This window comes from Mesorhizobium sp. A623, assembly GCF_054489405.1.
In genome coordinates this window covers 12996-36152 of record NZ_JBTMXB010000003.1, presented here as the reverse complement: position 1 = coordinate 36152, position 23157 = coordinate 12996, and the positions used below count along the sequence as shown (strand labels likewise).

Annotated in this window: 22 protein-coding genes and 1 tRNA gene; 11 read left to right on the top strand and 12 right to left on the bottom strand. The window is 61.0% G+C overall.

Features of this window, described 5'->3' with window-relative positions:
- Window positions 1-3 precede the first annotated feature (3 nt).
- Window positions 4-462 carry a type II toxin-antitoxin system RatA family toxin gene (locus tag ACX3P1_RS04145; RefSeq protein WP_459078291.1) on the top strand — a complete coding sequence of 153 codons (459 nt, stop codon included), beginning with the start codon at window positions 4-6 and terminating at the stop codon, window positions 460-462.
- Here ACX3P1_RS04145 and ACX3P1_RS04140 read toward each other — a convergent pair.
- Window positions 450-950: a CinA family protein gene (locus ACX3P1_RS04140; protein ID WP_459078290.1), complete on the bottom strand. Its 501-nt coding sequence runs from the start codon at window positions 948-950 to the stop codon at window positions 450-452. The two genes, ACX3P1_RS04145 and ACX3P1_RS04140, sit on opposite strands and share 13 nt — an antisense overlap.
- On the bottom strand, window positions 947-2140 hold the full coding sequence (locus ACX3P1_RS04135) for a bifunctional 2-C-methyl-D-erythritol 4-phosphate cytidylyltransferase/2-C-methyl-D-erythritol 2,4-cyclodiphosphate synthase (RefSeq protein WP_459078289.1): 1194 nt from the start codon (window positions 2138-2140) through the stop codon (window positions 947-949). Before ACX3P1_RS04135 ends, ACX3P1_RS04140 begins: the two co-directional genes overlap by 4 nt.
- Before the next feature lie 164 nt (window positions 2141-2304).
- On the opposite strand from ACX3P1_RS04135, the gene dusB reads away from it, so the two are divergent.
- The 8 genes from dusB (at window position 2305) to hflX (ending at window position 12420) form a co-directional block, all read left to right on the top strand.
- Entirely contained in the window at window positions 2305-3318 is a 1014-nt protein-coding gene (dusB, locus tag ACX3P1_RS04130; RefSeq protein WP_459078288.1) for a tRNA dihydrouridine synthase DusB, read from the top strand.
- A complete protein-coding gene (locus ACX3P1_RS04125) occupies window positions 3315-4457 on the top strand; it encodes a two-component system sensor histidine kinase NtrB (RefSeq protein WP_459078287.1) in 1143 nt (380 codons plus the stop codon). The genes dusB and ACX3P1_RS04125 overlap by 4 nt, the downstream gene beginning before the upstream one ends.
- A complete protein-coding gene (ntrC, locus tag ACX3P1_RS04120) occupies window positions 4454-5914 on the top strand; it encodes a nitrogen regulation protein NR(I) (protein ID WP_459078286.1) in 1461 nt (486 codons plus the stop codon). The genes ACX3P1_RS04125 and ntrC overlap by 4 nt, the downstream gene beginning before the upstream one ends.
- 145 nt (window positions 5915-6059) lie before the next feature.
- The gene (locus ACX3P1_RS04115; RefSeq protein WP_459078285.1) at window positions 6060-8336 is read left to right on the top strand and encodes a sensor histidine kinase NtrY-like; all 2277 of its coding nucleotides are present in this window, start codon (window positions 6060-6062) and stop codon (window positions 8334-8336) included.
- Complete coding sequence (gene ntrX, locus ACX3P1_RS04110) at window positions 8326-9687, top strand: nitrogen assimilation response regulator NtrX (protein ID WP_459078284.1); 1362 nt, start codon at window positions 8326-8328, stop codon at window positions 9685-9687. Before ACX3P1_RS04115 ends, ntrX begins: the two co-directional genes overlap by 11 nt.
- A 90-nt stretch (window positions 9688-9777) precedes the next feature.
- Window positions 9778-10641, top strand: coding sequence for a D-amino-acid transaminase (locus ACX3P1_RS04105; RefSeq protein WP_459078283.1), 864 nt, complete (start codon window positions 9778-9780; stop codon window positions 10639-10641).
- A 141-nt stretch (window positions 10642-10782) separates the two neighbouring features.
- Entirely contained in the window at window positions 10783-11028 is a 246-nt protein-coding gene (gene hfq / locus ACX3P1_RS04100; RefSeq protein WP_066989720.1) for an RNA chaperone Hfq, read from the top strand.
- Window positions 11029-12420 carry a GTPase HflX gene (gene hflX, locus ACX3P1_RS04095; protein WP_459078282.1) on the top strand — a complete coding sequence of 464 codons (1392 nt, stop codon included), beginning with the start codon at window positions 11029-11031 and terminating at the stop codon, window positions 12418-12420.
- A gap of 6 nt (window positions 12421-12426) precedes the next feature.
- Here the strand turns inward: hflX and mazG are convergent, their stop codons facing one another.
- The 10 genes from mazG to ACX3P1_RS04045 all read right to left on the bottom strand — a co-directional run bounded on the left by mazG (window position 12427) and on the right by ACX3P1_RS04045 (window position 21766).
- Window positions 12427-13251, bottom strand: coding sequence for a nucleoside triphosphate pyrophosphohydrolase (gene mazG / locus ACX3P1_RS04090; RefSeq protein WP_459078281.1), 825 nt, complete (start codon window positions 13249-13251; stop codon window positions 12427-12429).
- A 267-nt stretch (window positions 13252-13518) separates the two neighbouring features.
- Window positions 13519-14337: an MBL fold metallo-hydrolase gene (locus ACX3P1_RS04085; protein WP_459078280.1), complete on the bottom strand. Its 819-nt coding sequence runs from the start codon at window positions 14335-14337 to the stop codon at window positions 13519-13521.
- Entirely contained in the window at window positions 14334-15134 is an 801-nt protein-coding gene (locus tag ACX3P1_RS04080) for a TatD family hydrolase (RefSeq protein WP_459078554.1), read from the bottom strand. Before ACX3P1_RS04080 ends, ACX3P1_RS04085 begins: the two co-directional genes overlap by 4 nt.
- A 2-nt stretch (window positions 15135-15136) precedes the next feature.
- Window positions 15137-16687: a methionine--tRNA ligase gene (gene metG, locus ACX3P1_RS04075; protein WP_459078279.1), complete on the bottom strand. Its 1551-nt coding sequence runs from the start codon at window positions 16685-16687 to the stop codon at window positions 15137-15139.
- 88 nt (window positions 16688-16775) lie between these two features.
- A complete protein-coding gene (locus ACX3P1_RS04070; RefSeq protein WP_459078278.1) occupies window positions 16776-17831 on the bottom strand; it encodes a DNA polymerase III subunit delta' in 1056 nt (351 codons plus the stop codon).
- A complete protein-coding gene (gene tmk / locus ACX3P1_RS04065) occupies window positions 17828-18502 on the bottom strand; it encodes a dTMP kinase (RefSeq protein ID WP_459078277.1) in 675 nt (224 codons plus the stop codon). The genes ACX3P1_RS04070 and tmk overlap by 4 nt, the downstream gene beginning before the upstream one ends.
- Window positions 18503-18570: 68 nt before the next feature.
- The gene (locus ACX3P1_RS04060) at window positions 18571-19692 is read right to left on the bottom strand and encodes a D-alanyl-D-alanine carboxypeptidase family protein (RefSeq protein WP_459078276.1); all 1122 of its coding nucleotides are present in this window, start codon (window positions 19690-19692) and stop codon (window positions 18571-18573) included.
- 96 nt (window positions 19693-19788) lie between these two features.
- Window positions 19789-21000, bottom strand: coding sequence for a septal ring lytic transglycosylase RlpA family protein (locus ACX3P1_RS04055; protein WP_459078275.1), 1212 nt, complete (start codon window positions 20998-21000; stop codon window positions 19789-19791).
- Window positions 21001-21218: 218 nt separating this feature from the next.
- Entirely contained in the window at window positions 21219-21611 is a 393-nt protein-coding gene (locus tag ACX3P1_RS04050) for a GFA family protein (protein WP_459078274.1), read from the bottom strand.
- A gap of 65 nt (window positions 21612-21676) precedes the next feature.
- Window positions 21677-21766, bottom strand: a tRNA-Ser gene (locus ACX3P1_RS04045).
- A gap of 161 nt (window positions 21767-21927) precedes the next feature.
- On the opposite strand from ACX3P1_RS04045, the gene ACX3P1_RS04040 reads away from it, so the two are divergent.
- Together ACX3P1_RS04040 and ACX3P1_RS04035 are read left to right on the top strand one after the other, a co-directional pair.
- Window positions 21928-22317, top strand: a complete 390-nt coding sequence (locus tag ACX3P1_RS04040; protein WP_459078273.1) for a DUF930 domain-containing protein — start codon at window positions 21928-21930, stop codon at window positions 22315-22317.
- A 183-nt stretch (window positions 22318-22500) separates the two neighbouring features.
- Window positions 22501-23157, top strand: a complete 657-nt coding sequence (locus ACX3P1_RS04035; RefSeq protein ID WP_459078272.1) for a TerC family protein — start codon at window positions 22501-22503, stop codon at window positions 23155-23157.

Below are 23157 nucleotides of genomic sequence, written 5' to 3'. Positions count from 1 at the left end.
TGAATGCCGAAATTCGAAGCAAAACGCCGCGTCGCCCATACGCCAGACCAGATGTTTGCGCTGGTTGCGGACATCGAAAAATATCCGCAGTTCCTGCCTTTGTGCGAATCGCTCACCGTGCGCTCGCGCAAGGAGCGCGATGGCCGCACCATGCTCATTGCCGACATGAGCATCGGCTACAAGGCCATACGCGAAACCTTTACGACGCAGGTTCTGCTCAAGCCGGACGAGAAGACGATCGACGTGAAATATATCGACGGGCCGTTCAAATACCTGACCAATATCTGGCGTTTCGAAGCGTCCGGTGACGGTTGCGACGTGTGCTTCTTCATCGACTACGAATTCAAGAGCCGCATCCTGGGCGCTATCATGGGAACGATGTTCGACCGGGCATTCCGCATGTTTTCGGAAAGCTTTGAAAAGCGCGCCGATGCAATCTACGGAGCGGCTCAGCCGGCCTGATCGTCGGCGAGCGCCCGCAAGCCCATCTCAAGCGCATGCCGAACCGTTTCGCGGCGGATGAAATCGCGCCCGCGATTATCGAAGATGAGCTTTTCCGTGACGACGGGCTTGCCCTTCAACGCCAGACCGAACCAGACCAGCCCGACCGGTTTTTCCGCACTGCCCCCGTCCGGCCCGGCAATGCCGGTGACCGAAAGCGCGATGCCGGCATGGGAGCGCGCCAGCGCGCCAGCCGCCATTTCCTGTGCCGTCTGGAGCGAAACCGCGCCATGCGCATCAAGCGTGGCGGCGGCAACGCCGATCATCTCCATTTTGGCGTCGTTGGAATAGGTGACGAAGCCCCGGTCGACCATCGAGGACGAACCGGGAATATCCGTAAGCTTGGAGATGATCATGCCGCCGGTGCAGCTTTCGGCCGTTGCAACCAAGATCTTGTGGCGCACGCATGCTATCAGGAAGCGATCCGCGAGGTCGTCCAGTCCGCTCATGCCGGGATTTCTCCTGGAAAGGCCACGGTGGCCGTTGCAATTGCCGCGATGCCTTCTTCCCGCCCGAGGAAGCCGAGCTTTTCGTTGGTGGTCGCCTTGACCGAGATGCGGTCCGGGGAGAGGCCGAGGATGGCCGACAGCTCGGCCGTCATTGCGGGGCGATGCGGCCCGATTTTCGGAGCCTCGCAGATCAGCGTGATATCGACATTGGCGATGCGCCCATCGTGTTCGCGCACCAGCTTTGCCGCATGCTCAAGGAAGATATGCGACGCGGCACCTTTCCATTGCGGATCGGAGGGCGGGAAATGCGTACCGATGTCACCGGCCCCGCAGGTGGCGAGTAGCGCATCCGTCAATGCATGGAGGCCGACATCGGCATCCGAATGGCCGGAAAGTTTTTTGCCATGCGGGATCGCGACGCCGCAGAGCATGACATGGTCGCCCGCTTCGAAAGCATGGACGTCGTAACCGTTGCCCGTGCGGATATCGGGGAAATTTGTCGTTGAAAAACGTTGATCGGCCATGGAAATATCTCGCGCCCAGGTAAGTTTCGTATTCTCTGGCGAGCCGGCGACGAGTTTCACCGGCAGCTGCGCCCATTCGGCAATCGAGGCGTCGTCGGTAAAATCCGCTTTACCCTGCTGATGCGCCTTTTCATGTGCGGCAAGGATTGGCTCGAAGGGGAACCCTTGCGGTGTCTGGGCGGCATACAGGCCCAGACGCTGCACCGTCTCGCGGATCATGCCATTTTCTTCGCGCTTCAGCGTATCCGAAACCGACAGCGACGGCAGCGCGCCCTGATGCTCGCCGATGGTGTCGATCGTGCTGTTGATGAGATCGGCGTCCAGAAATGGGCGCACGGCATCGTGGATGAGCACCCGTTTCGGCGCGCCGGTGCGAAGGGCCAGCAAGCCAAGCCGCACGGAATCCTGCCGCGATGGTCCGCCTATCACGACTGTAACGCTATCTGCATCAACGCCCACCGCTTCCCGGAACAGGCGGTAATCGTCGGGGTGGATGACCACGGCGACCGGGCCAATGCGGGGATGTGCCAGAAATACGTCAAGTGTGCGGGCGATAACGGCGCGGCCACCGATTTTCCGGTACTGCTTCGGTCCATCGCCCTGGCCTGCGCGCTCGCCTCGGCCGGCGGCGACGATGACCACGGCGACCTTTTCATCTGTTGTCACGGATAATAGACCCTGTCTGCCTCGCTTGCAGCAAGAGGCTTACAAGCGGCTGTCGTGGATGGCCAGTGGATTCCAAAACCGCCTTGTTGTCTGCCTATGCGTTGCGCAACGAAGCCGTTCTGTCTAATGAATAGGCAGATAATCAAATTGCATGGTTTTTGTGCATGAACTCTTTGAGCAACCTGGCTGAGCCACTCGACCTTGGCGGCGTGACAATCCGCAACCGCGTGTTTCTCGCGCCTATGTCGGGAATTACGGACGAACCGTTTCGCCGCCGCGCTTATGCGCATGGGGCCGGGTTGGTCGTGTCCGAAATGGTGGCGAGCGGCGAACTTGCCAAAGGAAGGGCCGGGCACAATCTGCGCATCCGCCACAGCGGCTTGCCGGTTCATATGGTCCAGCTTGCTGGACGGGAGGCTTCCCATATGGCCGAGGGAGCGCGGATCGCAGTGGGCGAGGGCGCAGACATCGTCGACATCAACATGGGTTGCCCCGCAAAAAAGGTGACCGGCGGTTATGCCGGGTCGGCGCTGATGCGCGACCTCGACCATGCCTTGACCCTGATCGAAGCGGTTGTCGGGGCGGTGAAAGTGCCGGTGACGCTCAAAATGCGGTTGGGCTGGGACGACGACACCCTCAATGCGCCATTGCTGGCGAAGCGGGCCGAGAATGCCGGCATCGTTATGGTGACGGTGCATGGCCGTACCCGTTGCCAATTCTATCAGGGCAAGGCCGACTGGCGCGCCATTGCCGGCGTCAAGCAGGCGGTTTCCATTCCGGTCGTCGCCAATGGCGACGTTTCCACCCCGGCCGAGGCGTTGGCGATACTCGAGCAATCGGGCGCGGATGCGGTGATGATCGGCCGGGCCCATTACGGCGCGCCATGGCTGGCCGGCACGATCGTAGCCGCTGCTGCCAGCGATGCCGTACCGGAAGGAGGCCAGGCTCTCGCCAGCTATGTCGGCGCGCATTACGAAGACATGCTGGCGCTCTACGGCATCGAGAGCGGCCTGCGACAAGCACGCAAGCATCTTGGCTGGTATCTGGACCGGCATGTGGCGGGTCTTCCTGCCGCACAACGAAAGGCGATCCTGACGTCTTGCGACCCAGTGCAGGTTCTGTCTCTTTTGCGCAGCGCTCTCGAAACGGAGGCGCAAGACATGCGCAGCGCGGCATGAGCGGGTCTGCCGTCCAAATGCCCGGCATGGCGAGTGCGGCCGAAATCGTCCTCAACACGATCCGCCGCCCGGTCATCATGGTCGATGGGCAGGGAATTGTCAGTTACGCCAATGCCGACGCGGAGGACTTTTTCCGGTCGAGTTCGGCAATGCTCGCCCGAAATTCGCTGTCCCAACTGATTCCTTTCGGAAGCCCGTTGCTGACGCTGGTGGATCAGGTGCGGGAACGAGCGGTGCCGGTCAACGAATACCGCGTCGATGTCTCGTCGCCGCGGCTCGGTATCGAAAAGATGGTCGACCTCTACGTCGCGCCGGTGCCTGAATTTCCGGGCTCCGTCGTGGTGATGTTTCAGGAACGCTCGATGGCCGACAAGATCGACCGCCAGATGACGCATCGCGGGGCCGCACGCTCCGTCACCGGCCTGGCGGCGATGCTGGCGCACGAGATCAAGAACCCACTTTCAGGCATCCGGGGGGCGGCCCAACTGCTGGAGCTTTCCGCATCCGACGAAGACCGTGCGTTGACGCGGCTGATCACGGAGGAAACCGACCGGATCGTCTCGCTGGTGGATCGCATGGAGGTCTTTTCAGATGAACGGCCGATCGACCGTTATCCCGTCAACATCCACGTCGTCCTCGATCATGTGAAGGCAATAGCCCGGAACGGATTTGCTAGGAATATCAATATCCTGGAGGAGTATGATCCATCGTTGCCTCCGGTCTTCGCGAACAGGGACCAGTTGATCCAGGTGTTTCTCAACCTCATAAAGAATGCGGCGGAAGCCGTTGGCGGCGATCCGCGTGGCGAAATCACGTTGTCCACCGCCTTCCGTCCGGGCATTCGCGTTTCTGTTCCGGGCACGCAGGATCGTGTTTCGCTGCCATTGGAGTTTTGCGTGCGCGACAACGGATCGGGCGTGCCGGAAGACATTTTGCCGATCCTGTTCGACCCGTTCATCACAACCAAGCTGAACGGTTCTGGGCTGGGCCTTGCGCTGGTTGCCAAGATCGTCGGCGAGCATGGCGGGATCGTGGAGTGCGATGCGACGCCCAAGGGCACGACCTTCAGGGTTCTAATGCCGGCCTGGAAGGAACCACTGCAAAGTGACAATCAGGAAAATGGGGAGATCGTCGCATGAGCGAGCGTGGCACCATTTTCGTTGCCGACGACGACGCTGCGATCCGCACGGTGTTGAACCAGGCGCTTTCGCGGGCAGGCCACGATGTGCGCGTCACATCCAATGCGTCGACGCTGTGGCGCTGGATCGCGGCCGGCGAAGGCGATCTTGTCATAACCGACGTCGTCATGCCCGATGAGAACGCCTTCGATATGATGCCGCGCATCAAGAAGGCGCGGCCGGAACTGCCGGTCATCGTCATGAGCGCACAAAACACGTTCATGACGGCCATTCGTGCTTCCGAAGCCGGGGCTTATGAATATTTGCCGAAGCCATTCGACCTGACCGAATTGCTCGCCGTCGTCAGCCGCGCCCTCTCCGAACCGCGCCGCCCAAAGATCGAGCAACGCACGGAAGACCAGATCGAGGCGATGCCGCTCATCGGTCGGTCCGCGTCGATGCAGGACATCTACCGGATGCTGGCGCGCATGATGCAGACCGATCTGACGGTGATGATCAGCGGGGAATCTGGAACCGGCAAGGAATTGGTGGCGCGCGCGCTGCATGAATATGGACGCCGGCGCGGCGGTCCGTTCGTGGCGATCAACATGGCGGCAATCCCGCGTGACCTGATCGAATCGGAACTGTTCGGCCATGAGAAGGGCGCTTTTACCGGCGCCCAGAACCGCTCCATCGGCCGTTTCGAGCAGGCAGAAGGCGGCACGCTGTTCCTGGACGAGATCGGAGACATGCCGATGGAGGCGCAGACGCGGCTGCTGCGCGTGCTGCAGCAGGGCGAATATACGACCGTCGGCGGCCGCACGGCGATCAAGACGGATGTGCGCATCGTTGCCGCCACCAACAAGGATCTGCGAACGCTTATCAACGAAGGTCTGTTTCGCGAGGATCTGTTCTACAGGCTGAATGTCGTGCCGCTGCGGCTTCCGCCGCTGCGCGAGCGGTCTGAGGACATTCCCGACCTCGTGCGGCATTTCTTCAAGGCTGGCGTGAAGGAGGGGTTGCAGGCAAAGCATATTTCCGCCGGCGGCTTGGAAACGATGAAGCGCTATGGCTGGCCGGGCAATGTTCGCGAACTGGAAAATCTCGTCCGCCGCCTTGCCGCACTTTACCCGCAGGACGAAATTTCTAGCGAAATCATAGACATAGAGTTAAGTTCCGCCCAACGGTCGCCGGATCAGGACGGCAGTGGACGCTTTTCCGAAGAGTTTACGATCGGCCAGGCGGCCGAGCAGTATTTGCAGCGCTATTTCAAGGCATTCGGCGACCAGCTTCCCCCAGCCGGCCTCTACCAGCGCATCCTGGAGGAAGTCGAGCACCCCCTGATCCTTGCATCGATGACCGCCACGCGCGGCAACCAGATAAAGGCAGCCGAATTGCTCGGTCTCAACCGCAATACGCTGCGCAAGAAAATTCGCGAACTTGGCGTCAACGTCTACAGGGCGTCGAAGCCGGATTAGCACCAGGATTCCAGCCGGCGGATCGAATAGCTGGGTACTACCGAGGCCATGCACGCTGAAAGATTTCCGTCCGGCGTGGAATTGTTGCATAATCGCCACAATGCGCTGCATACATCCGGTTTGATTTCCGGTTCCCGATGGCAATATGGCGATACAGATACCGACAATGAAAGCGCCGCTTTTCAGCGAGACCTCCGCTCGAGAGGGCCGACGGCTGCTTGCGCTGCCCGGCGTGGTGACGATTGTCGGCGCGCTGATTGCGGCTGGCGTATCTTTCGCCATTCTTGTCGGCGCAACCCCGATAGCGCCCGATGCGACGGCAACGCTGACGTTGATTGCGCTCAACGCGGCCTTTATCTTGCTTCTCATCGCGCTGGTCAGCCGCGAGGTCCATCGGATCGTGATGGCGAGGCGCAGGGGCAGGGCGGCCTCCAAGCTGCATGTGCGCATCGTCACGATGTTCGCGCTAGTCGCGGCGATCCCCGCCATCATGGTCGCGATCGTCGCCTCGATCACGCTCGATATCGGGCTGGACCGCTGGTTTCAGATACGCACCAAGACGATCGTCAACTCCTCTCTGGCCATAGCCGACGCCTATGTGCAGGAAAATGCGAGGAACCTTCAGGGCACGACATTGTCGATGGCATATGACCTCGACAGCGCCCGCACGCTCTATGGCCTCGACCGCACCGGGTTCCTCGATTTGTTGAGCAAGGAGGCGACCGGGCGTGGGCTTGCGCATGCCGCTCTCGTCAAGCCGGACGGCTCTTTCGTCATGAGCGCAAAGACCGATGCGGATTTTGGCATGCCGGAACCGCCCGAAGGGGCCATGTCCACAGCCGCCAACGGCCAGCCGCTGCTGATTGAGCCCAAGACACGCAACATCATGGGCGCCATCATCAAGCTGCGCGACATAGAAGGACTCTATCTCTACACGATCCGGCTGGTCGATCCGGAAGTGATCAAGGCGCGCCAGATCGTCCGGTCCAATACGGACGAATACAAGGGGTTGGAGGCCAACCGGCGAACCTCGCAGGTGGCGTTCGCGCTGCCGTATCTGTCGTTGACGCTGATAATCATCCTGTCGGCCATTTGGACCGGCATCGCCGTCGCGGACCGGCTGGTTCGGCCTATCCGCCAGCTTATCGGCGCGGCTGACGAGGTGGCGACTGGTAATCTGGATGTATCCGTGCCTGTGCGGCAGTCGGACGGCGATGTCGCATCGCTCGGCGACACCTTCAACACGATGCTGCTCGAACTGAAATCGCAACGCAACGAGATACTCTCGGCCAAGGACCTGATCGACGAGCGCAGGCGGTTTTCGGAAGCCGTTCTGGCTGGCGTGACCGCCGGTGTCATCGGCGTGGATTCCGACGGCATCGTCACCATCGTCAACCGCTCCGCCGAAACCATGCTCGGGATTTCCGCACAGGCGGCCGTCGGGCAAAACCTTTCCACGCTGATGCCCCATGTCGGGCGCGTCTTCGAGATCGGGCGCAATTCCGGCAAGCCAGTCTATCGCGAACAGGTGACTTTCTACCGGGCCGGGGCCGAACGCACCCTGAGCGTCCAGATCACCATCGAGGAGGAGGAGGTCGAGGAAGAAGGCAAATCCTACGTCGTCACCGTCGATGACATCACCGATCTCGTCCAGGCGCAGCGCACTTCCGCGTGGGCAGACGTCGCGCGGCGCATCGCCCATGAGATCAAGAATCCGCTGACGCCGATCCAACTTTCGGCCGAGCGCATCAAGCGGCGCTACGGCAAGGTCATCACCGAGGATCGCGAGGTCTTCGATCAATGCACCGACACCATTATCCGACAGGTCGAGGATATCGGCCGCATGGTCGACGAATTCTCTTCCTTCGCGCGCATGCCCAAGCCGGAGATGAAAGTCATAGACCTTCGCGAGCCGCTTCGGGAAGCGTCGTTCCTTGTCGAGGTCAGCCGTGCCGATATCTCCTTCGAGCGCGTTTTCGGCGACGAGGCGCTGAAAGGCACGTTCGACAGTCGGCTACTGTCGCAGGCGTTCGGCAACATCATCAAGAATGCGGCCGAAGCGATCGACGGCCGCGAGGACGACGACACGCGCGGCGTCATCCGCATCAAGGCCGGGCACGAAAACGGCGCTATGCGGGTCGACGTGATGGACAATGGCAAGGGGTTGCCGCGCGAGAATCGTCAAAGGCTGCTCGAGCCCTATATGACAACGCGCGAGAAAGGCACCGGCCTTGGCCTCGCCATCGTCAAGAAGATCGTAGAGGACCATGGCGGTAAACTTGAACTCCATGATGCGCCAGCGGATTTTTATGGCGGGCAAGGCGCGATGATCAGCGTGATCCTGCCACCTGCCGCGGCGGCGCGCGGCGCATCCGTTCCGGCACGCGAACGAGAAACTGAAAAGGTCGATAATGGCGTCTGATATTCTTATCGTCGACGACGAGGAAGACATTCGTGAACTCGTCGCCGGTATCCTGAGCGACGAAGGACACGAAACCCGCACGGCATTCGGTGCCGACAGCGCGCTGGCGGCCATTGCCGACCGGGCGCCGCGGCTCATTTTCCTCGATATCTGGTTGCAAGGCTCGCGGCTGGATGGGCTGGCCCTGCTCGACGAGATCAAGGTCATGCATCCCAATCTGCCGGTGGTGATGATTTCCGGGCATGGCAACATCGAGACGGCGGTATCGGCGATTCGCCGTGGCGCCTATGACTTCATCGAAAAGCCGTTCAAGGCCGACCGGCTGATCCTAATCGCCGAGCGTGCGCTCGAAACGTCGAAGCTCAAGCGCGAGGTATCCGACCTCAAGATGCGCAGCGGCGAAACGTTCGACCTGATCGGCATGTCGTCGGCCATGAGCCAGTTGCGCCAGACCATCGAGCGCGTCGCGCCGACCAATAGCCGGGTGATGATCCTTGGACCGTCCGGTTCGGGGAAAGAACTGGCCGCGCGCGCCATTCACGCCCTTTCTGCGCGCAAGAGCGGGCCATTCGTGGCGGTCAACGCCGCCAATATTACGCCGGAGCGCATGGAAATAGAACTGTTCGGAACCGAATCCAACGGCACCGAACGCAAGGTGGGCGCGCTCGAGGAAGCGCATCGCGGTATTCTCTACATCGATGAAGTGGCCGACATGCCGCGCGAGACGCAAAACAAGATTTTGCGCGTGCTGGTGGAACAGCAGTTCGAGCGGGTAGGGGGCACCAAGCGGGTTAAGGTCGATGTCCGCATCATTTCCTCGACCTCGCAAAATCTGGAAGCGATGATCGCGGACGGGCGGTTCCGCGAGGATCTCTACCACCGCTTGGCGGTTGTCCCCGTAATGGTGCCGGGCCTTGCCGAGCGCCGCGAGGACATTCCTTATCTGGTCGATAATTTCATGAAGCAGATCGCCCGCCAGTCCGGCATCAAGCCGCGGCGCATCGGCGACGACGCGCTGGCCGTGCTGCAGGCGCACAACTGGCCCGGCAACGTCCGCCAATTGCGCAACAACATCGAGCGCTTGATGATTCTGGCGCGCGGCGACGATGTCGATTCGCCGATCACCGCCGATCTGCTGCCGGCTGAAATCGGCGATGTGATGCCGCGCACGCCCAGCCAGTCCGACCAGCACATCATGGCGCTGCCATTGCGCGAGGCGCGGGAACAGTTCGAAAAGGACTATCTCGTCGCCCAGATCAACCGCTTTGGCGGGAATATCTCCAAGACGGCGGAATTCATCGGAATGGAGCGGTCGGCCCTGCATCGGAAGCTGAAATCGCTGGGGGTGTAAGAGCGCCGGCAGACCGGCTGGCCCATGCATTTCTTCGTTACGACGATGGCGGAATCACGTAGAAGAGCCTGATTCTCCGGGGATGAAGCCATGCCGCGCATTGCCTATGTCAACGGGCGCTATGTCGCCCACGCCGATGCTGCCGTGCACATCGAGGACCGCGGATATCAATTCGGCGATGGCGTCTATGAGGTGTGCGAAATATCGCGCGGCTTCATCATCGACATGACCCGGCACCTCGATCGGCTGAACCGTTCGCTCTCCGAACTGGCCATCGAATGGCCCATGGCGCGGGCAGCGCTGGTCGTGGTCATGCGTGAAGTGATCCGCCGGAACCGTGTCGAGAACGGCCTTGTCTATCTTCAGGTAACGCGGGGCGTGGCGAGCAGGGATCATTTCTTTCCATCGCCCGACATCCGGTCGGCCCTGGTGGTCACCGCCAGGAAGATCGATCCGGCATCTTATGTTCGCAAAGCCGAAGCTGGGCTGAAAGTCATCACCGTGCCGGAAAACCGGTGGGACCGGGTCGACATCAAGAGCGTTGGCCTGCTGCCCAATGTGCTGGCCAAACAACAGGCCAAGGAAGCCGGCGCCTACGAGGCCTGGTTTGTCGACAAGCAGGGCATGGTGACGGAAGGCGCTTCGACCAATGCCTGGATCGTCACCAGGGACGGCACTCTGGTCACGCGCCCGGCCGAACATGGAATTCTCCGGGGAATTACGCGCACCACCCTTTTCGACGTGGCAGCCAAGCTCGGACTGAAGATCGAGGAGCGCGGTTTCACGGTGGCCGAGGCCAAGGCGGCGCGCGAGGTATTTATCAGTTCCGCAACCACGCTGGCCATGCCGATCGTAGCGATTGACGGCGACCCGGTTGCCAACGGCCATCCGGGATCAATCACACATTCGCTCCGGCGGGCATTTTTTGACGTTGCGGAAAAAAGTCCAGCCTGATAACCGCAGGGATGGTATCGACGTTAATTTAACTCATTCTGCTGTCGTTTTTGAGAGCGGAGGAGTTTGCAGGATCTAGGACGCCGAATAAATTGGCGCACCGCCCTGCAAACTACGGGGATCGGGCGAAAGATAAGAAAAATGGCGGAACGATCGCAAAATCTTCAGGACCTGTTCCTGAACTCAGTTCGCAAGAGCAAAAACCCCCTCACGATATTTCTCATCAATGGCGTGAAATTGACGGGCGTTGTGACCTCGTTCGATAATTTCTGCGTATTGCTGCGCCGCGACGGCCACTCCCAGCTTGTCTACAAGCACGCCATTTCCACCATCATGCCGAGCCAGCCGGTTCAGATGTTCGATGGTGAAGAAGGCCAGGGCGCCTGATTGGCCCGCAAAAAGGACGGGGACCGTCAGGTCCGCGAAAAAGCTGACAACGCAGCGGGCGAGCGCGCCACGGGACCGACCCGTGCTGTCGTCATCGTGCCGGCGCTGACGCGCCACCAGCACCGCGACGAGGACACCAACCGTCCCCGGTTGATCCGCTCGTCCGAAGCCCGCCACGACGAGGCGGTCGGGCTTGCCCGCGCAATCGACCTCGATCCGGTCCATACGGCCATCGTTACCGTCAACGATCCGCGCCCGGCCACCTTGCTCGGCAGCGGCAAGGTCAAGGAATTTGCCGAGATCGTGAAGGAGACGCAGGCGGAACTGGTCATTGTCGACCATCCGCTGACGCCGGTGCAGCAGCGCAATCTCGAAAAGGAACTCGACGCCAAGGTGCTGGACCGTACCGGGCTGATCCTTGAAATATTCGGCGCGCGCGCCCGCACCAAGGAAGGGACGCTGCAGGTCGAGCTTGCCCATCTCAACTACCAGAAGGGCCGGCTAGTGCGGAGTTGGACCCACCTTGAGCGGCAGCGCGGCGGTGCGGGATTTCTGGGCGGTCCGGGCGAAACCCAGATCGAGGCGGACCGGCGCGCCCTCCAGGACAAGATCGTCAAGCTGAAGCACGAACTGGAGACGGTGCGGCGCACGCGCGACCTGCACCGGGCAAAGCGCAGGAAGGTGCCTTTCCCGGTCGTGGCCATCGTCGGCTATACCAACGCCGGCAAATCGACGCTTTTCAACCGCCTAACCGGGGCGGAAGTGCTGGCCGAGGATATGCTTTTTGCGACGCTGGACCCCACATTGCGCCGGCTGCGATTGCCGCACGGCACGCCGGTGATCCTGTCCGACACGGTGGGCTTCATATCCGATCTGCCAACGCATCTCATCGCCGCGTTCCGCGCCACGCTGGAAGAGGTCGTGGAAGCCGACATCATCTTGCACCTGCGCGATATTTCCGACCCGGATACCGCGGCCCAAGCCGAAGATGTGGAGCATATCCTGGCTGACCTTGGCGTCGACCCCGCCGATCCGAAACGTGTAATCGAGGTCTGGAACAAGATCGACCGGCTCGACGACGGCAATCGGGAGCGGCTGCTGGCCGGGGGCGAACTGGCCGCGCCTTCACCGCCAATCGCCATATCGGCGGTAACCGGCGAGGGGCTGGAAGCGCTGAAGGCTGCCATCGAGGAAAAGGTTTCGGGCGAACTGCAACCGGTAACGGTGATGCTGGCGCCGGCTGAACTGGGGCTTGTCGACTGGCTCTACCGCAATGGCGATATTGTTTCCCGAACCGACAATGAGGATGGCAGCGTTACGATTACGCTCAATGCGACGCAAAGCGCCCGGGAAGAAATTACGGCGAGATTACATCGTAAAAACAAAGGGTAGGGTCTTTTATTTAAAGCGCTTTGCCTGCTGCCACAGCTCTTCCATTTCTTCCAGCGATGCGCCTCCGAGCGACCTTCCCGATGCTTCGAGCGCCTGTTCGACATAATGGAAACGCGACCGAAATTTGTCATTGGTGCCGCTGAGCGCCGCTTCGGAATCGAGCGTCAGGTGCCGACCGAGATTGACGAGCGCAAACAGCGTGTCGCCGAACTCATCCTTGATCGAAGCCTGGTCGCCTTTGGCCAGGGCTTCGCGTAACTCGCCGATTTCTTCCTCGATCTTGTCGAGTATCGGTTCCGCCTCGCTCCAGTCGAAACCAACGCGCGCCGCTTTTTCCTGAAGCTTCAGGGCGCGGGTCAGTGCGGGCAGAGCTAGCGGCACGCTGTCCAGGAAGCCTTTGCCGTTGTCTTCCGGGTCAAGCCCGCGGGCGACGCGCACGGTGCGCTTTTCGGCCTTTTCTTCGGCCTTGATCTTCTCCCACATGCCTTTGGCCATCCCGGCTCTGCGCGCTTTCTCGTCGCCAAAGACATGCGGATGACGCCTGATCATCTTGGTAGTGATGGCCTGTACAACATCCGGGAACGTGAACTCGCCAGCCTCTTCGGCCATGCGCGCGTGATACACCACCTGCAACAGCAGATCGCCCAACTCGTCGCGCAGATCGTCGAGATCGCCACGCGCTATCGCATCGGCGACTTCGTACGCTTCCTCGATCGTATAGGGGGCGATGGTCGAAAAATTCTGCTCGACGTCCCACGGACAGCCGGTGTCCGGCGCGCGCAACGCCGCCATGATCTCGATCAGCCGGGAAATCTCAGAGGAGGGCTTCATGGCCGGGATGCTACTGCGGCAAGTGGGCCAACGCCAATGCCGTCAGCGCGAGCACTCAGCTTGTCCACAAGCCTGAAAGAGACATCCTACTCGGCCCATACGAAAGTCGCATAAGATAGATTATGGAACTGAACGATGTTTGATGAATGCAGAAGTAGCCCGGCTTTTGGGCCCTGATCGCCGAATTTGGTCGGCGTTCCTCGATAACCTCAATAGTCGCCTGAAGCGCTGGCGTTCGATCTATCAGGCAACCCTGTCGATAAGCCGTCAAGCGTCGCGGTATGGAAGCTCGATAGTCATGCCATCATAAGCCGGCTCGACGTGGCTCGGCGTGTCCGCCGCGACAGCCGAATAATCGAGCGGTACGTGCATGTGTGTAAGCACCGCCTTTTTCGGTTTCAGCCTGTCGATCCAGTCAAGAGCCTCATCAAGCGACAGATGGCTGGGATGCGGCTGAAGTTGCAGCGCATCGATTATCAGAACGTCCAGTTCATGCAGGCGTTCGACCGTTGCATCGGGGAAATCGCTGACGTCGGGGCAATAAGCTAGTGAGCCAATACGGAAACCCAAGGAGATTATGTCGCCGTGAACCTGCGGTAGCGGTTCAAGGGTGAGGGTGCCGCCCTCGCCTTCGATGCGTACCGGTTTGGCGTGATCTATACGGTGCGGCTTGAGTATCGGCGGGTATGAACTGCCGGGAGGCGTCTCGAAACAATAGCCGAACGCGGCATACAACCGTTCCATGGTGGAATCGTCGGCATGGATGTCGATGCGGTGGCGCTGCTGCAGAACGTAGCCGCGCAAATCGTCGATGCCGTGAATGTGGTCGGCATGCGGATGCGTATAGACGACGGCATCGATGCGCTCGGCCGCCGCCATCAGCATTTGCGAGCGGAAATCGGGGCCGGTATCGATAACAACGACCGTCTTGCCGCCTGTCGGGGAAATGCGCTCGACAAGGGCTGCCGCCCGCATGCGCCGGTTCTTCGGGTTAGCTGGATCGCAAGCGCCCCAATCGCCGGTGATGCGCGGCACGCCCGGAGATGAGCCGCAACCGAGGATGGTGAGGCGCAGGAGGTCGCTCACGGAGCGAAGTTCCGGGCGTCGGGACGCGGCATTTTGGTGAACAGCCGAAAGAAATTATCGGTGGTGATTTCAGCGATTTCGAGGTCGCTGACACCAATCGTCTGCGCCAGTACCGTGGCCGTCTGCGCGACGAAGGAAGGTTCGTTGCGCTTGCCGCGGAACGGGACCGGGGCCAGATAAGGCGCGTCGGTTTCCACTAGCAGCCTGTCACGCGGCACGTCTGCCGCGATGGCGTGCAGTTCGGCCGAATTCTTGAAGGTCAAAATGCCGGAAAAAGAGACGTAGCCGCCGAGCGAAACGCCCACCTCGGCCAGCCGGCGGCCCGACGAAAAGCAGTGCAGAATGAAGGGGAACGCGCCCTTCCCTGTTTCTTCCTCGAGGATGGCGGCCATGTCGTCATCGGCGGCACGGGCATGGATCACCAACGGCAAACCGGTCATGCGAGCGGCGGCGATATGGGTGCGCAAGCCCTGCGCCTGGGCATCGCGCGGCGCCTTGTCGTAGTGATAATCGAGGCCAGCCTCGCCGATCGCCACGACTTTCGGGTGGGCGGCCAGTCGCACCAATTCGTCGGCGGTTACGTCCAGTTCCTCGTCCGCATTATGTGGGTGCGTGCCGACAGAGCAATAAACAGCATCGAATTGCTCGGCGACTTCAAGGATCTGTGGAAATTTCTTGACCCGTGTCGAGATCGTTACCATGCGCCCGATCCCGGCCGCGAGGGCGCGCGCGACGATTGCCTCGCGTTCGTCGGCGAAATCCGGGAAATCCAGATGGCAATGGCTGTCGACCAGCATCATCAAGCTTCTGCTGCGGGTTCAACATAGCGCGGAAACACCGGCGTCGGTGCCGGCAGCGGCACGCCGGAAGCCAGCGCGCGCGCATCCCCGACGTCCGCCAGGTTGCGGCACTCGTCGGGCACGGCCAGCAAGTCGAGCAGCTTTGCAGCCGAAGCCGGAATGAACGGCTGGCATAGGATGGCCACACGCCGGATCGTCTCGGCCGTTGTCCAGAGCACCGTTTCCATGCGAGCCGGATCGGTCTTCTTCAACGCCCATGGCTCCTGCGCCGCGAAATAGCGGTTGGCCTCGGCAACGACGGCAAAGATCGCGGCCAGCGCCAGATGGATCCCCTGCTCCGCCATTGCCTTGCGCGCGGTGGCGAGCGCGGCGGTCGCCTGATCGAGAATGGCCTTGTCGGCCTCCGTCAGTTCGCGGCGTTTTGGTACGACGGCACCGCAGTTCTTGGCGATCATCGACAGCGACCGCTGTGCGAGGTTGCCGAGATCGTTGGCAAGATCGGCATTTGTGCGGTTGACGATGGCTTCATGACTATAGCTGCCGTCCTGACCGAAGGGCACTTCGCGCAGGAAGAAATAGCGGACCTGGTCGAGGCCGTAGTGCTCGACCATCGTGAAAGGATCGATGACGTTGCCGAGCGACTTCGACATCTTCTCGCCGCGGTTGAACAGGAAGCCGTGGCCGAAAACGCGCTTCGGCAATTCGATGCCGGCCGACATCAGGAAGGCTGGCCAGTAGACTGCGTGGAACCGCACGATGTCCTTGCCGATGATATGCGCATCGGCTGGCCAAAAGCCCCATTTCTCATCATTTTCATCGGGATAACCGATTGCGGTGATGTAGTTCGTCAGGGCATCCACCCAGACATACATGACGTGCTTTTCATCGCCTGGAACCGGCACACCCCAGTCAAAGGTGGTGCGTGAGATCGAAAGATCCTTCAATCCGGATTTGACGAAGCTCATGACCTCGTTGCGCCGCTCCGATGGCCCGATGAAGCCGGGTTGATCCTCGTAGAGCGCCAGAAGCCGGTCCTGATAGGCGGAAAGGCGGAAGAAGTAGCTTTCCTCTTCGACCCACTCGACCGGCGTTCCCTGCGGGCCATAGCGGACCTTGTCGGCGCGAACCTCGGTTTCGTCCTCGCCGTAATAGGCTTCGTCGCGCACCGAATACCAGCCGGCGTAGCCGCCCTTGTAGATGTCGCCGTTCGCAGCCATGGCCTTCCAGATGGCCTGGGAGGCGCGGTAGTGGCGCTCTTCCGTCGTGCGGATGAAATCGTCGTTCGACGCCCCCAGCACCTTTGCCATCTGCTGGAACTCGGCGGTGTTGCGGTCGGCCAGTTCGCGTGGGGAAATGCCTTCCTTCTTGGCCGTTTGGAGCATCTTGATGCCGTGCTCGTCGGTTCCGGTCAGGAAGAAGACATCCTTGCCCTCCAGCCGCTGGAAGCGGGCAAGGGCATCAGTTGCGATCAATTCATAGGCATGACCGATATGCGGCTTGCCGTTGGGATAGGAAATCGCCGTGGTGATATAGTATTTTTCGCGTGACATGATCGAACCGTTTTAAATGCCGGATGAAAGGAGGTCGCGGTGGGATAGCGCATCGGAATTGCCGGCGCTACCCGAGAGGCAGTTGCGATCACATTCGCATCGCGGTGTTCAGGCGGTCAATCATCATCAATGCGTGCTGCTTCTTGTCGAGATTATACGTCTCGGTCTCGGATATCGCGTTCAACGCTTCCTGCCAAGTATCCGCCAGCGCTTTGGCGCGGCCGATGGACCCTGCTTGCGCCGCCGTTCTCGCCGCGTCCGACAACAGGTCGAGGGCCCGGCGGTTGAAGATGTCGAAGGCGATTGCGCCGTCGCGGCCCGACACGCCTTCGGCAATGCGATAGGCGCCGGTCATGTCGAGCTTCCGAGCCGCGAGCAGACCGTCCAGCGCTTCGGCAATTTCGATCCCGCCATATTGCGCCAGTAAGATCGCGGTGCGTACGCTGCCCCCTGCCCGCCTGGCCAACGCCTCCTGTGCGGCAAGATCGGCCGGCAGCGGCTGGCCTGTGGCATCCAGCACCTGCATCAGTTCATCGGGGGCAAGCGGGGCCAGCCGCACAAGTTGGCAGCGGGACCGGATGGTTGGAAGCAGGCTTCCGGGCGCATGCACCACCAGAATGAAAAGCGTGCGCACCGGCGGCTCTTCAAGATTCTTCAGTAACGCATTGGCCGCATTGGTGTTCATGTCATCGGCGGGATCGATGATTACCACCCGGTAGCCGCCGTCATGCGAAGTCATCGACAAAAAGCGATTGACCTTGCGGATTTCGTCGACCGTTACGACCGTCTTGAAGGACTTGCTTTTTTCGTTCATCGGCCGGGTCAGGTGCAGAACCGCCGAATGCGAACCGGTGGCGATCTGCCGGAACAGGGAAGACGACGGATCGGGAACGGCCAGTGTCTCGGGCGCTGCTTCGGCGTTAGGGTATTTCAGCAGATGATGCGCCAGATGAAAGGCGAACGTCGCCTTGCCGATGCCGACCGGTCCGGCGATGAGCAGGGCATGCGGCAGTTTGCCGGCCCTGTACGCCGCAGTCAGCATGGCAGCCGCTTGTGCATGCCCGACCAGCAGGGCCGTCTCGGACGGTTCCGGCACGCCGTCCAGCGTATCGTGCTGCTCGGGGGCTATCCGCTCGAAACTCATGCCAGCGCGTTTCCTTGCGGCTGCGCAAGCAGGTGCCGTTCAAGTGCGGCGAAAGCTGCTGCCGTGACCTCGTTGTCGACAATCTCGGCCGATGCCGCCGCATCGATGACGACGCAGCGCTCCGGCTCGGCTTCGGCGATGGCCAAAAATGCCTCGCGCCGCCGCTGATGGATCGAGAGCGTCTCTTTTTCGAAGCGGTCGGCGACGGCTTCCTCGCCTCGCCTGGCGGTCGCTCGCGCCAGCCCTTCCGCCGGGTCGATGTCGAGAATAAGCGTCAGATCGGGCACGGTTCCATGTACCGCCACGCGCTCCAGGGCGTCCATGAAGCCGGCATCCAGACCGCCGGTTACCCCTTGATAGACGCGCGAGGAATCCATGAACCGGTCGCACAGAACGATTGCGCCGCGCGCGAGCGCCGGCCGTATCAGTTGCTCGACATGGTCGGAGCGCGCCGCCGCGAAAAGTAGCGCCTCCATCTCAGGTCCGAGCGGTTCGGCGGCACCAGACAAGATTACGTGGCGAACCGCCTCGGCCCCCGGCGAGCCGCCCGGCTCGCGGGTTACGACGACATCATATTTCTTGGCGCGAAGTTTTTTCGCCAGCAGACCGATCTGTGTCGATTTGCCGGCCCCTTCCCCGCCTTCGAAAGTGATGAAAACGCCTTTTGCCAAGCGACCGATCCTAACCTTGCGGAGACCGTCATAGTCCGCGCTGCCCGAAAGGTCCACGGCGGTTGTTTCTATCGAAGCCAGCCGATTGCCAGTTCTTCCGCGGCATCGAGGGCGCGGCTTGGCAGCGACCCGACATTGACGGTTTCGCCCGCGAAAAGCGGCGTTTCCTGGCTCAGTGTATCGCCGATCCACACGCGGAGCGAACCGACGGGCTGCCCCTGTTCGACCGGCGCGGTCAAGGGACCATTATAGACGATCCGCGCCGTCATCTTGTCGCGATTGGTGATCGGCAAAAAGATATCGATCGGCCCCTTCGCTTTCAAGGGCACAGTGGATCGAGTCCCGCCGAACACTTCGGCTTCGCCTACCACTTCGTCCTTGGCGAATATCTCGGTTTTCTCGAAGGAGCGCAGTCCCCATTCCAGCAGTTTGCGGGCTTCTTCCGCACGCTCCTTGTCGTTGGCAAGACCGCTCATCGCGGCAATCACCCGCTTGCCGCGCTGGCTGGCCGAGCCGACGATGCCGAATCCGGATTGCTCGCTAGCGCCGACGGCCAGGCCGTCCGCGCCGATATCCATGGCCAGAAGCGGATTGCGGTTCCTCTGGAAAATCTTGTTCCAGGTGAAATCCTTCTGCCCGAAATACCGGTAGAGATCGGGATACTCGCGCCAGATATGCATCGAGAGAAGGGTGAGATCCCTCACGGTCGTCTGCTGTGCGTCCGCCGGCAGTCCGGTCGAATTGGCAAAGACTGAGTTCTGCAGCCCGATTTTGCGCGCGCGCTCTGTCATCTGGCGCGCGAAATTGTCTTCGGAACCCGCGATCCCCTCGGCGATGACGATGCAGCCGTCATTGGCTGCCTGCACCGCTACGCCCTGGATCAAATCCTCCAGCCGGATGGTAGACTTGATCTTCGCAAACATGGTGGACGTGCCCGAAGGGGCGCCGCCCGTTCGCCACGCATTTTCGCTGACGACGAAGGTATCGTCGAGCTTCAGCCGGCCTGTCTTGATAGCGTCGAATGTCACCTCCAACGTCATCAGCTTGGCGAGCGATGCCGGCTGGATGATCTTGTCGGCGTCCTTGAAGAAAAGCACGGTGCCGGTTTCGGCGTCGATCATGAAAGCCTGGGCGGCCTTCGTCTCGAAGAGCTGGGCCGAGGCCGGCCCGGCTGACAGGCAGGACAGCAAGAGGCAAAGAAGAGCAACAGGAGCTAGAGCCTTGGACCGAAAGGCGGAATCGGCTTTCCGGTTATTCCAATGCTTGAAGCCGCCGAAGCCCAAAGGTCAATCGCGCACGGCAAGAGCGTCGGGCGCACCATGCGACCATGCCGCCTGCAGCAAGTCATCAACGGTGCCGTGACCGTCGGCATAGAGGTTCACCGAATACCAGATTTTGCCGTCGTGCTGCAGCCGCTGCACTTCGGTCTTGCCGAAGCCGGCAAGCTGCGAGGCGATGTTCGCGGCTTCAAGCGCGTCGTCATAGGAGCCTGCCGCCACATAGTCGCCAGATCTGGCGCTGTCGGCGAGCGTCGCTTTTCTCCAATCGGGTTGCCCACCCTGGTCCAGGGCGGCGAACGCGCTTGCCGCCTGCGGCTTGCTCTCCTCGGCATAGGACAATGAGGCCACGGCGAACGGTACCGTGGGCACCAGTGCGGGCCGCTGCGGCACGATCGGACCGAAGTCGGGCAGCGGCGCGAAGCCGAATGCCTGTGCGGCCATGACCGGCCCGTCCGAAAAAGCCGGCTGCGAATTCGTCAACTGGCCCGGAAATGGCGCTGCCGGTGCATTTGCCGCGCCACTCGGCGTCGAGCCGTTCATGGCAATCATCACGCCGGTCGGCAGACCGTCGGACGGATCGGGAGCCCTGCTTCCGGGATGGTACGACGCCATCAGAAACTGGTCGTCATGGCCGTCGAGCGGTGCGCGGCCGACATATTCGACCTTAACCTTGGTCGTACCGGAATGCGCATAATCGAGCATGTCTGCGGCTCGTTCCGACAGGTCGATGATCCGCCCGTGTGCATAAGGGCCGCGATCGTTGACGCGTACGATGACGGAGCTTCCGTTCTTCAAATTGGTTACCCGCGCGTAGCTGGGCAAGGGCATTGTCGGATGCGCGGCCGTCAAATGGGTCATGTCGTAGACTTCGCCATTGGCGGTCAACCGGCCGTGGAACGCATCGCCATACCAGGAGGCCGCGCCGATCTTGGTGTAGCCTTTATCTTCCTTGGGATAGTACCATTTGCCGCGTACCTGATAGGGCTTGCCAGTCTGATCGCGGCCACCGCCGCGTCTCACATCGGTCTTGCTCAAGGTCACGCGCGGGCTGGCTTTGACGCCATATTCGGACTCGGCGAAATATTCTTTCGAGTGCGTCTTTTTGTTGACCGCCACTTGCGGTTGCTGGCTGGCGCAGGCGACCAGCAAAGCCGCCGACCCGGCAAGCAACGCAAAAACGGAAACGCGGCGGAGATGCAGGCGCGCCGATGTCTGCATGTTCTGATTGTCCCCTGCCCGTCGTAAATGCCTGTCGACGCCAAAAACCGCGACTCAGACATTCCCGCAGGATGTTTGAGCAGCGTGCGCCCCATTCCTTCTATACAGGAAGTTCTTATGACGCCCTTAACCGACTATGTCCGGAAGCGGGCAAGATTGTGGCAGGTGCTTGGCGAAGCGAGCGCCGGTAAACCGGAGGCGTTCGCCGATGGTCCCACCTATTGCACAATACGACCAGAGGCTTCGCGATCGCGCTCATAACGCCGCGCAAGCGGAAACGGCGGCAGCCATGTTTCGCGGCGGATGGTCCACAGTTCGTATGTCGGCGCGAACTGGTCAGGGGCGTCCAGAGATCCCAGGCTCACCTCGATTTCATCGTCCGTGCGTGCGTAAACGGACGAGCCGCAACGAGGACAGAAAAACCGCCCGGCATAGTCGCGTGTTTCACCCTCGATTGTCACCGCGTCCTGAGGGAATATCGCGGAAGCGTGGAAAAGCGCGCCGTGGTGCTTGCGGCAGTCGAGACAGTGACAGAGGCCGACCCGATACGGACGCCCCGACGCCACAATTCGAACGTCACCGCACAGACAACCGCCCGTAATCCGGTTCATACCGCCTATCCTCCTTGCAAAATAAGCGCCCCGATAGAGATGGCGATCTGTACCAGGCACACGGATGGCGGAGGGAGTGGGATTCGAACCCACGGTGAGCTTGCACCCACGCCGGTTTTCAAGACCGGTGCCTTAAACCGCTCGGCCATCCCTCCGATCCGCAAGCTGTATGCTTGAAGCTGCGTCCGTTTTCAAGAAGCACGCTGCATCGATCGGCCGTTCGCCATGCCATGATTGGCGCCGGAAGCCAGCGAACCCTTCAGGAATTGTCGGCCGGTCTTGATTTTTTCGGCATACTATGATGATTTCCCGCGCCATGAGGACATTTTGCCTTGCAGCCCTTGCTTTGCTGACATTGGGCCTTCCGGCCCACGCGATGGACACGCGGCTGCGCGCCGGTTTGCTGAAGCTCGATCCGCAGACGCGACTTGAACAGCGCTGCGACGCCGAAGTGCTCGACCGTATCACGCACGACAAGGCTGGCTATTCGGCGGATCGCGTCGTGGCCTATGCCTTCGCCACGCCGGAGATGAGCGATAATTCGATCAAGAGTCCGGGCGCGGCGTTTCGCAGTAAAGGTCAGTGGTACAGGCTGAAATTCAAATGCCAGACGGCTCCCGACCATATGAAAATCGTACAATTTCGCTATCGCATCGGGGATCAGATTCCGCTTAGCGACTGGTCGAAATATAATTTGTATCCATAGATCCTGATCCAAGGCCTACGTCGCCGCTCTCCCTGAAAATTGCTGGCAATCCTTGGCCGACTTGTGCAAATAACCCATGGCGTCTTGCTCGGCTGATGGTCCGTCCAACGCTTGAACGTGTGGTCGTGCAGGCATTACCGCGGCACTTCACGGATCAATGAACTGACGGAAGGCAATCGGGCGATGGAGATTTTCACAGCGGCGGGTTTTACGGCATTGCTGCAAGTCATTGCCATCGATCTCGTGCTGGCTGGAGACAATGCCATCGTTATCGGCCTCGCCGCTGCGGGCTTGCCGGCCGAACAGCGAAAGAAAGCCATCCTTATCGGCGTGCTGGCGGCGACTGTGCTGCGGATCGGGTTCGCTGCCGTCACCGTCAAGCTGTTGGCTGTCGTCGGGTTGCTGCTTGCCGGCGGCATCCTGCTTTTGTGGGTTTGCTGGAAGATGTGGCGCGAATTGCGCACCTCGCACGCCGACGAGCAGGAAGCCACGGAGGCTCTGTCCAATTCCGGCACGGGCAACGGTCGGTCGGCCGCGGGCAAGCCGCGCAAGACGTTGATGCAGGCGGCAATGCAGATCGTCATTGCCGATGTCTCCATGTCTCTGGACAATGTGCTGGCGGTTGCCGGTGCTGCCCGCGACCACCTCTCGGTGCTGGTTATTGGCCTGGTCCTGTCGATCGGTCTGATGGGACTTGCGGCGAGTTTCATTGCCAAGCTTCTGCATCGCCATCGCTGGATCGCCTATATCGGCCTGCTGATCATCCTCTATGTGGCGCTCGACATGGTGTATCGGGGCGTCGTGGAAGTATGGCCGCACGTTAACGGCGTGGTCGGCTGA